The organism is Klebsiella sp. RCJ4 (assembly GCF_009025755.1).
Taxonomy (GTDB): domain Bacteria; phylum Pseudomonadota; class Gammaproteobacteria; order Enterobacterales; family Enterobacteriaceae; genus Klebsiella; species Klebsiella michiganensis.
Genome location: NZ_WCIN01000030.1, coordinates 19,386 through 28,800 on the forward strand (window position 1 = coordinate 19,386; position 9,415 = coordinate 28,800).

Annotated in this window: 8 protein-coding genes and 1 pseudogene; 2 read left to right on the plus strand and 7 right to left on the minus strand. The window is 63.8% G+C overall.

Translation table 11 applies throughout. The features are described from left to right. Position 1: 1 nt before the first annotated feature. From F8562_RS10885 to F8562_RS10915, 7 genes and pseudogenes are all read right to left on the minus strand, one after another. Positions 2-790: an ABC transporter ATP-binding protein gene (locus F8562_RS10885; protein ID WP_014838728.1), complete on the minus strand. Its 789-nt coding sequence runs from the start codon at positions 788-790 to the stop codon at positions 2-4. Next, positions 784-1,779 carry an ABC transporter permease gene (locus F8562_RS10890; RefSeq protein ID WP_014229684.1) on the minus strand — a complete coding sequence of 332 codons (996 nt, stop codon included), beginning with the start codon at positions 1,777-1,779 and terminating at the stop codon, positions 784-786. The genes F8562_RS10885 and F8562_RS10890 overlap by 7 nt, the downstream gene beginning before the upstream one ends. Continuing rightward, positions 1,760-2,788: an ABC transporter substrate-binding protein gene (locus F8562_RS10895; protein ID WP_014838729.1), complete on the minus strand. Its 1,029-nt coding sequence runs from the start codon at positions 2,786-2,788 to the stop codon at positions 1,760-1,762. The genes F8562_RS10890 and F8562_RS10895 overlap by 20 nt, the downstream gene beginning before the upstream one ends. Then, on the minus strand, positions 2,785-3,759 hold the full coding sequence (locus F8562_RS10900; RefSeq protein ID WP_014229686.1) for an ABC transporter substrate-binding protein: 975 nt from the start codon (positions 3,757-3,759) through the stop codon (positions 2,785-2,787). Before F8562_RS10900 ends, F8562_RS10895 begins: the two co-directional genes overlap by 4 nt. Positions 3,760-3,770: 11 nt before the next feature. Further along, the gene (locus F8562_RS10905) at positions 3,771-4,859 is read right to left on the minus strand and encodes an acyl-CoA dehydrogenase family protein (RefSeq protein ID WP_047725015.1); all 1,089 of its coding nucleotides are present in this window, start codon (positions 4,857-4,859) and stop codon (positions 3,771-3,773) included. Positions 4,860-4,893: 34 nt separating this feature from the next. Then, positions 4,894-5,998, minus strand: a pseudogene (locus F8562_RS10910) (LLM class flavin-dependent oxidoreductase). A gap of 145 nt (positions 5,999-6,143) precedes the next feature. Continuing rightward, positions 6,144-7,037: a LysR family transcriptional regulator gene (locus F8562_RS10915; protein ID WP_032694743.1), complete on the minus strand. Its 894-nt coding sequence runs from the start codon at positions 7,035-7,037 to the stop codon at positions 6,144-6,146. Positions 7,038-7,144: 107 nt separating this feature from the next. Here F8562_RS10915 and F8562_RS10920 point away from each other — a divergent pair, with 107 nt between their 5' ends. Both F8562_RS10920 and F8562_RS10925 read left to right on the plus strand, forming a co-directional pair. Continuing rightward, positions 7,145-7,741 (plus strand): cysteine dioxygenase, encoded by a 597-nt coding sequence (locus F8562_RS10920; protein WP_014229690.1) that lies wholly within the window; start codon positions 7,145-7,147, stop codon positions 7,739-7,741. A gap of 1 nt (position 7,742) precedes the next feature. Further along, a complete protein-coding gene (locus tag F8562_RS10925; protein ID WP_014838732.1) occupies positions 7,743-9,323 on the plus strand; it encodes a rhodanese homology domain-containing protein in 1,581 nt (526 codons plus the stop codon). The last annotated feature ends 92 nt before the right edge of the window (positions 9,324-9,415 follow it).

Sequence of the window (9,415 nt, forward strand, 5' to 3'; positions counted from 1 at the left end):
CTTACCAGTCCTCTCCCTGGCCAAGAATGCGCAAAATATCCTGCCGATGCTGCAGCAGCAGCGGATTGTCGCGATGGCGGGGATACGTCAGCGGCAGCGCAAACTCGGCGATAATCCGCCCCGGTCGCGGCGACATGATTAACACCCGATCGCACAGCAGCAGCGCCTCTTCGATGTCGTGGGTAACCAGCAGGCTGGTATAGCCCTGCTGCTGCCACAGGGCGATCAGCTCCCGCTGCATGCTGATGCGGGTAAGGGAATCCAGCTTGCCCAGCGGCTCGTCGAGCAGCAGCAGACGCGGCTCATTCAGCAGCGCCCGGGCCAGCGCCGCACGCTGCGCCATCCCGCCGGAAAGCTGGCGCGGCCACGCTTCGCTAAACGCCTGCAGCCCCATTCGCGAAATCAGCGCGTCGGCCTTTGGCTCAAGCCCCTTTTTCCCCTGCGCCTGCGGTCCCAGCAGCACGTTTTGCCGCACCGTCAGCCACGGATAAAGGGTCGGATCCTGAAACACCAGTATCCGTTCGGGCCCCGGTCCCCCCATCGCCGCCTCATCAATCTGAATTTGCCCGGCCTGCTGCGGCTCCAGTCCCGCCAGCAGCCGCAGTAGAGTGGATTTACCGCAGCCCGAAGGACCGAGCAGCGCGACGCTCTCTCCCGGCCGCAGCTGCAGGCTGATATTCTCCAGCACCGGCACCGTCTGTTTGCCAAGGCTAAAAGCGTGATGCAGATGACTTATCGACACCGCCGCGCCGGTCGATGCCGCCTGAGAAGTGGCGTTCGCGGTTACCATTGCATCCCTCCCCGCTGCCAGCTCAGCAGCCGGTCGCGGACCATAAACAGCCCGCTAATCAGGCCGGAGCAGAGCAGCGCCATCACCAGCAGCGCCGCGTACATATTGGGATAGGCCGCCCAGCCCTGCGCCCACTGGAGATAAAAACCGATACCGGATTTCACGCCGACCATTTCGGCGACGATCAGCACCGAAAACGATGCGCCAAGCCCCATAAACAGGCCGACAAAAACGTTCGGCAACGCGGCGGGGATCGCCACGCGCAGGATCAGGAAACGCTGGCTGGCGCCCAAGGTTCGCGCGACGTCATACCACGCCTTATCGATACCGATAACCCCGGACCAGGTCAGCACGGTCACCGGGAACCAGGTGCTGAGCGCGATCAGAAACACGCTGGCGCCGAAGCTGGAGGGGAAGATAAACAGGCACAGCGGCAGCAGCGCGGTGGACGGCACCGGCCCCAGCAGACGCAACACCGGATGCACCCAGTAGCCGATCCGCTGGGACCAGCCGATCGCCAGCCCGCTGATAAAACCGCAGCTGGTGCCCAGCAGCACCCCGAGCCCGAGCAGCCCCAGCGAATGCAGAAGGCTATCAAGCAGGCGCGGCCAGTCATCGTGCAGCACCTCAATCAGCGCCTGCGGCGGCGCGAAAAACGGCACCGGCAGAAACGCCGTCTTGGCCGTCAGTCCCTCCCACAGCGCAAAAAGCAGCGGCAGCAGCGCCAGCCACTTTCCGGCATGCTGCAGGCGAGTCCCCCGCTGCCGCCAGTAGCGGTAGCTCAGCGCCAGCAGCAACAGTCCGCCGCCAAGGGTGAACTGCGCCAGCGCCCACCCTTCGCTAAACGGCCAGCGCCGCCCGGCATCGGGCCAGGCCAGGGTAAACAGGCCGCCCAGCAGCCATAGCGCGGCGGCAAGCCAGCCTTCCTTCCACAGCGGCCTGCCGCTTGCCGGGCGCGTCAGCACCCGTTCAGGCGAAAACGTTGACATAAATGCTCTCCGCAAACTGATGGGGATCGGTTCCCGGTTTAATGACCTGCACCCGCTGAAGATCCACGGCGTACTGGGTCAGCTCTTTGACAAACGCCTCGCCCACCGCATGATGGCCGTGCCCCTGGCCGTGGAGAATGCCGCTGACCTCCGCCTCATTGGTATTCAGCGCATGGGCGAGGAAGGATTGCGCCACGCTCTCCGGATGCGCGGCGGCATAGCTGTGCGCCTCAAGAATCGCCTGGGTGAGCGCGGCGGCGGCCGGTTTATGATCGCGCGCCAGGCTACCGCTGACCCCAAGCACGCAGCAGCTCAGGTTAGCGTAATCGCCGGTCATATTGCTGGCGATAAGCTGATATTTACCGGTTGCCAGCAGACGATAGCTGAAGGGTTCGCTGCCGCTGATGGCGGCAATTTCGCGTTTATCCAGCGCCACGCTGAGTAAATCTGCCGGATAGACTTTCCACTGCACATCGCTTATCGGATCGATGCCGTGGCGCTTAAGCAAGATGGCGAAGAAGTTTTTATCCGGCCCGGCCATATCGGTGACGCCGATGGTTTGCCCCTTCAGGCTCTCCAGGCCGCCGAACGGCGAGTTTTTCGCCGTCAGCAGGTTCAGGCAGCCGCCGTGGGTTCCGGCGGTGAGCTTCACGTCGAAGCCCTGCTCCAGCGCCTTCAGCCAGCGCAGCGCCATCCCGACGCCGGCGTCGGCCTTGCCGGTGGCAATCGCCTCCAGCAGCACGTCCGTCGAGTTGCCGAAGTTAACGAACTCCACGTCGAGATTGTATTTACTGAAGATCTTCTGCTGCTCCGCGACGGCAACCGGCGCCAGGCACACCGCGCTTTTGTTAATCGCCAGCTTGATTTTGTACGGCTGCGCCAGGCGCAGGGCCGGGTGTTCCTCACCGCTCGCCATGGCCGCCATATCGTGAGCCCAAAGGGGCAGAGAGGCCCCGGCCAGCGCAAGGCTGCCGGTCAAGCGTAAGAAACGACGGCGAGATGTCATCATGGCGACACCTCCGCATGGGCCTGCGCGGCAGGCACGCTAAAGCCGTTATCAAACGTCGGCGTCACGTCCAGCTTTGCGCGGATCAGCCCGTTGGCGAGGTAAAAGTCCGCCGTCGACTGCTGCTGAGCGACCGTCTTCGCGTCCAGACGCAGCCACTGCGACTGGCGATTGGCAAACTGCGCGCGGGCGATATCCGCCGGGAAACGAATAATTTCCCCCAGCGTTTTACCGTAGCTATCGAGATTGGCGTAGGCCCAGCGCTCGGCGCCGGCCAGGCGATTGAGGTAATCCTGCAGCGCCGCGCGCTTCTGCGGATCCTTAAGGGCATCATCGGTTGCCGCCAGGAAAGTGTTACCCGGCAGCAGCCCTTTGCCGCTGACCAGAATCTGCCCCTCGGCGGTCTTCACCAGCTGCGTGGTGTACGGCTCCCAGGTCGCCCAGGCGTCCACCGAACCGTTGAGCAGCGCCACTTTGGCGTCCACCGGCCCGAGAAACACCCACTGCACCTCTTTCGGCGAAATTCCCGCCTGCTCCAGCGCTTTCAGCGCCACAAAGTGGCCAATCGACCCTTTACCGGTAGCGATGCGTTTGCCTTTTAAATCCGCGGCGCTTTTCAACGCGCTGCCGGGCGAGACCAGCACCGCGGTGCCGGCCGGGTTACTTTTATCGACGGCGATGGCTTTAACCGGCGCGCCGTTAGCCAGCGCGAACAGCAGCGGCGCATCGCCGATAATTCCCGCATCCACCGCCCCGGCGTTAAGCGCTTCCGCCAGCGGCGCGGCGGCCGGAAACTCGGCCCATTTAATCTCGTAAGGAAGATCCTGCAGGGCGTTGGCTGCCTCCAGCTGCGAACGCATGCCGCCTTTTTGATCGGCGATTCGCAGGGTGATTCGCTCCTGAGCCGCCGCATAGCCGCTCAGGGCCAGCAGCATAACCACCCCGGCTAAACCGGTAAAATTAAGTCTGCGCATATGAATTATCCTTATTTTTGAAAAGCGTGTTTGCCGGCCGCCAGCCACGCGCTGTCGCTCTGCGGGGTATGTACCCGCCCGCACAGCACGTTGCGATAGTGGCGTTCCAGAGGATTTTGCCGACTCAGGCCATGGTTGCCGGTCAGCTCCAGCGCCAGGTTCACCGCCTGAATGGCGTTGTCGGTAATCGTGACTTTCGCGAGATTCGCCTCAATGGCGGAAAAGCCCAGCTGCGCGGCCTTTTCCAGCAGAGTGCGATTGACCAATAGCCAGCCGTCAATCTGGCCGACTTTTTCCTGCACCCGCGGCAGGCTGGAAAGGGGTTGCCCAAGGCTGCCCGGAATACGCGTACCCAGCCACGTTACCAGCCAGTCGCGGGCGGCCCGCGCGATGCTGTCGTAAATCGCCGCCAGCAGCGCCGTATGGCGGTTGGCAAACAGACGAAACTGTTCCGCATCCGGCGCGGGAGGCGCATCGGCAGGCCACACGTCCACCGCGTGCTCTGCAGCCACCCGGACGTTGTTCAGCACCACTTCGTGGCTGCCGGTTGCCCGCATTCCGGCGTGATCCCAGCTGTTCACCACGGTAATGCCCTCACTGTCGCGGGGCACCAGCCAGGTGCCGACCAGCGGCGGAGCGTCGTCGCTGCGGCCCCAGATGGCCAGCCAGCTCAGCCCCTCAATACCGGTGGTATAGATTTTATGGCCGTTAATCTGCCACCCTTCCGCGCGGCGGGTCGCCACGGTTTGCGGCAGGCCGCCGCGCGCCGGGGAGCCCAGTTCCGGCTCCACGCGCAGGCTGTTGATCAAGCCTCCCCGCTCGACGGCATCGTGAAAAACCCGCTGGCGCAGCGGCTCGGACCAGTTCTCGTTTTCCGCCAGCCGCAGATGGTGCAGGTACTGCATGCAGACGATCAGCGCCGTCGCCGGTTCGCCCCAGGCGATGGCCGCAATGGCCTGCTGAAGCTCGGCTAAGCCGGCACCTGCCCCGCCGTACTGCTGCGGCACGGCGAGGCTTAAAAAACCGCGCTGGCGCAGACGGTCGATATTGTCGCGGGGAAAGTCGCCGCTGGCGTCGAGACTGGCCGCCTGCTCCGCCATCAGCTGGCGTACCTCCGTCAACCGCCGCGCCCAGTCATCGCTTGTCTGACCGATCACGAGGCGCGCTCCGCCACGGCGCGCAGGGCGGCTTTTTCGCGGGCGATCGGCAGCAGCGCTTTACCGTACTCCTGAGCATCGTTGAGCGGGTCAAATCCGCGGATCAGGAAGTTGCGCACGCCGAGGTCGTAGTAGTCGAGCAGCGCGTCGGCGACCTGTTCCGGGGTGCCCACCAGCGCGGTGGAGTTGTGGCCGCCGCCTACCAGCTGCGCGATCCCGGTCCACAGGCGTTTATCCACCACCTTGCCCTGCGCCGCCGTCGCCCGCAGACGCTGCGCCCCGACGCTGTCGGGCTTGGCTTTGAAACCGCCTCCGCTCTGCGCCGCCCGCTCGGTGGCGACGTGCAGGATATGCTCGGCTTTCTCCCAGGCCTCGGCTTCGGTCGCGGCGATAATCGGCCGGAACGAGACGCTGAAGTCGATTTCGCGCTGATGTTTCGCCGCCTCGGCCCGCACGCGCTGGATGGTTTCCGCGGTTTGCGCCAGCGACTCTCCCCACAGAGCGAAGACGTTGGCGTGCTTGCCGGCCACGGCGATGGCCGCTTCCGACGAACCGCCGAAATAGAGAGGGATATGCGGTTTTTGCAGCGGGCGAATGGCCGACCACGCCTGTTCCGCCTGATAAAAGTCATTGGCGATATCCACCGGCTGTTCGGCGGTCCACACCTTGCGGACGGTCTCAAGGAAGGCATCGGTACGCGCATAGCGCTGGTCGTGATCGAGGTAATCACCGTCGCGGCGCTGCTCGGCGTCATTGCCGCCGCTGATGATATGTACCGCCAGACGGCCGCCCAGCAGGTGTTCAAGGGTAGCGAACTTACGCGCGGCGAGGGTCGGCGAGACAAAACCGGGACGATGAGCCAACAGGAAGCCGATCTTTTGCGTCGACAGACCCGCCAGCGCGGTCACCAGGAATCCGTCGGGTTGATCGGACCAGTGGCCCACCAGCAGGCGGTCAAACCCGGCGGCCTCGTGGGTTTGCGCGAAACGCACGATGTAATCGCGGTCAAAAATCGGGCCGACCGGGGCGATGGTTTCCGACGACAGGCGGTGGCCGATCATGCCGAGAAATTGAATGCTCATGCAGAACTCCTTGTAGCAGGATAATGAGTGGGCCGCCGCGGCGGCGCGTTTTCATTACCCTATACACGGGCTCTTAATGAACAAAATGCATTTTTATCATATCTTAATATGCGAGATAAGCATTTATAAAAATTATATATACGTTTCAGCCAGATACGTTTAGCTGCTGAACGACTTTGCCGGCGAAAAAAGTCAGCGGCTGGCTCAGATTGGCCAGATTCTGCGCGTGAACCAGCCACAGATGCACCTCGGGCTGGAAATCCGCCAGCGTCAATACCGTCACCTCGTCGCGCCACGGGCTGGCGGCCAGCGCGGCGCGCGGCACCAGGCCAAGCCCCAGCCCCTGCGCCACGAGGCTGATTTGCAGCTGGGCGCCCGCGGTCTCGACATTCAGCGCCAGACGCAGCCCCTGGGACTGCAGTTCGCGGATCAGCCCGGCCCGCAGGCCGCAGCCGTCGGGATTGAGCACCCAGCCTTTTTCCGCGCAGTCGCGCAGCGCCCCGGCGTGAAGACGCCAGCTTTTAGCCGCAATTACCACAATATCCAGCGGGCACAGCAGGCGCCCGCCGTAGCCCTCAGCAAAGCGTTGCTGTTCCGGCCCCATCGCCAGCACGCCGTCCAGCTCGACGCTTTCAAGGCGCTTTTGCAGCAGCCCGCTCCAGCCGCAGGTCACCTGCGGTCGCAGGGCGGGAAACTGCTGGCGCAGCGCGCTCAGCGCCGGCTGCAGGGCAATTTCCGCCACGCTCTGCGGGACCCCGAGACGCAGGATACCGTGCGGCTCGGCCTCGGGGTCGAGCAGGCCGTACAGCTTTTTGGTCTCCCGCTTGATGCTCAGGCACTGCTCGTAAACCCGGTGCCCGGCGGCGGTCAGGGTGAGCGGCCGGGTCTGACGCTCCAGCAGCGTTACGTTGAGGGTTTGCTCAAGACGCTGCAGACGACGGGTAATCGCCGATTGGGTAATACCGAGATATTCCGCGGCCTGGTTAAGCGAGGAGAACTGCACGGTGGCCAGCAGTGCGTCAATGTCGTCGATGCGCATAGCGTCCTTAATGTGATTTTTGCATATTAATATATGCGGAAATTGCATTTTAATTATATTAACGCCTTTGCTAGCGTAAAGACCAGTCCCGACAACAGGAAGCGACCATGACCGCACCGCGAGTGGAAAAATTACGCCAGTTTATTCAAGACCTTGATGCCCTGCATCGCGAATTTGCCGATGAACAGCCCCTGCTCGACGCCGTGGCCCTGCGCCTGGCCGCGCTGGTGAAAAAGGATGACTGGCTGCCGGAGGAGTACACCCTGCCGCATCCCCACCACTATCAGCAGTATCTGCTGCATGCCGATTCCGGACAGCGTTTTTCCATTGTCAGCTTCGTCTGGGGGCCGGGGCAATCGACGCCGATTCACGATCATCGGGTGTGGGGCGCCATCGGCATGCTGCGGGGCGCGGAGGAGAATCAGCGCTACCGCCTGGACGAGCGCGGCCAGCCGATGGTCAGCGGCCTTGCTGAACGCCTTTCCCCCGGTGAAGTGGAAAAAGTCTCTCCCCGCGACGGCGATATTCACCGGGTGAGCAACGCCCTCGCGGATAGCGTCTCGATCAGTATTCACGTTTACGGCGGCAATATCGGCGGCGTCAGGCGAGCGGTTTATACCCCGGAAGGCCTCGTCAAACCTTTTGTCTCCGGCTACTCCAACCGCCACTTACCCAATATCTGGGATCTCTCAAAGGATAATTAATATGCCCACCTGTTCTTATCGCCCGGCCGCCCAGCTGCGCCAGGCGCTGCTGGACGGCGCCGAGCTGGCGCTGATCGACGTTCGCGAAGAGGCCGACTTTGCCCGCAGCCATCCGCTGTTTGCCGCTAATCTGCCGCTCAGCAAGCTGGAGCTGGATATTTTTCGGCGCGTGCCGCGCCTGACGACGCCGATTACCGTCTATGACGGCGGCGAAGGTCTGGCGGAGCGGGCCGTCGAGCGCCTGCAGAGCTGGGGCTACGAAGATGTCGCCCTGCTGGAAGGCGGCCTGCCGGGGTGGCAGCGCAGCGGCGGAGAGCTGTTCCAGGATGTGAATTCGCCGAGCAAAGCGTTCGGCGAGCTGGTGGAGAGCGAGCGGCATACCCCCTCGCTGAGCGCCGGGGAAGTGCAGGCGCTGCTCGATGGTCAACAGGAGGTGGTTGTCGTCGACGCGCGCCGTTTCGATGAGTATCACACCATGAATATTCCCGGCAGCATCAGCGTGCCCGGCGGGGAGCTGGCGCTGCGCATTGAGGGCCTGATTCCATCATCGCAGGCGACGGTGATCGTCAACTGCGCGGGGCGCACGCGCAGTATTATCGGCACGCAGTCGCTGCGCAATGCCGGTTTGCCCAATCCGGTCTACGCGCTGCGCAACGGCACCATCGGCTGGACCTTAGCCGGGTTTGACCTTGAGCGCGGCCAGCAGCGGCGTTATGACGCCGATTTTCGCGCCCCAGCCGAACGCGCGGCGGCGGTGAGGCAGCTGGCGGAGCGAGCCGGCGTCGCCTTTATAGACAGCCCAACCCTTCAGCGCTGGCTGCGGCAGCCCGCCCGCACCACTTACCTGTTCGACGTCCGCAGCCCGGAGGAGTACGCCGCAGGTCATCTGCCGCTGAGCGTTAGCGCGCCCGGCGGGCAGCTGGTGCAGGAAACCGACCATTTCGCCAGCGTGCGCGGGGCGCGCATTGTGCTGATTGCCGATGACGAGATACGCGCGCCGATAACGGCGTCCTGGCTGGCGCAGATGGGGTGGGAAGTGGCGGTATTACGCGATGCGCGCGCGGAAGATTTTAGCGAGCGCGGTACCCCCGCAGGCCGCGTACCGCCGGGTCCGCAGGCGGAGGAGATTGCCCCGCAGCAGCTGGCGGCACAGCTGAGGGAGCCGGGAACCGTGGTGCTGGACTTTACCACCAGCGCCAACTACGTCGCCCGGCATATTCCCGGCGCTTACTGGCTGGTGCGTTCACAGCTGCGCCAGGCGCTGGAGGTGCTGCCTTCCGCCGAGCGTTACGTTGTCACCTGCGGCAGCAGCCTGCTGGCCCGCTACGCGGTGCCTGAGGTTGCGGCGTTAACCGGTAAACCGGTGCAGCTGCTGAGCGGCGGCACGCTGGCGTGGATTGACGCCGGGCTGGCGCTGGAGCATGGCGAGACGCATCTGGCGACGCCGCGCAGCGATCGCTATCAGCGCCCGTATGAAGGTACCGATAACTCACCCGCGGCAATGCAGGCCTACCTCGACTGGGAGTTCGGCCTGGTTGAACAGCTGAAGCGCGATGGCACGCACGGGTTTAAAGTATTGTGATGTCCCCCGCTCGCGCTGCGCTTAGCGGGGCTACGGGCTCACTGCCGTCTGCCATACCGTCGCCCGGACAGATGCGCAGCATCGCCTCCGGG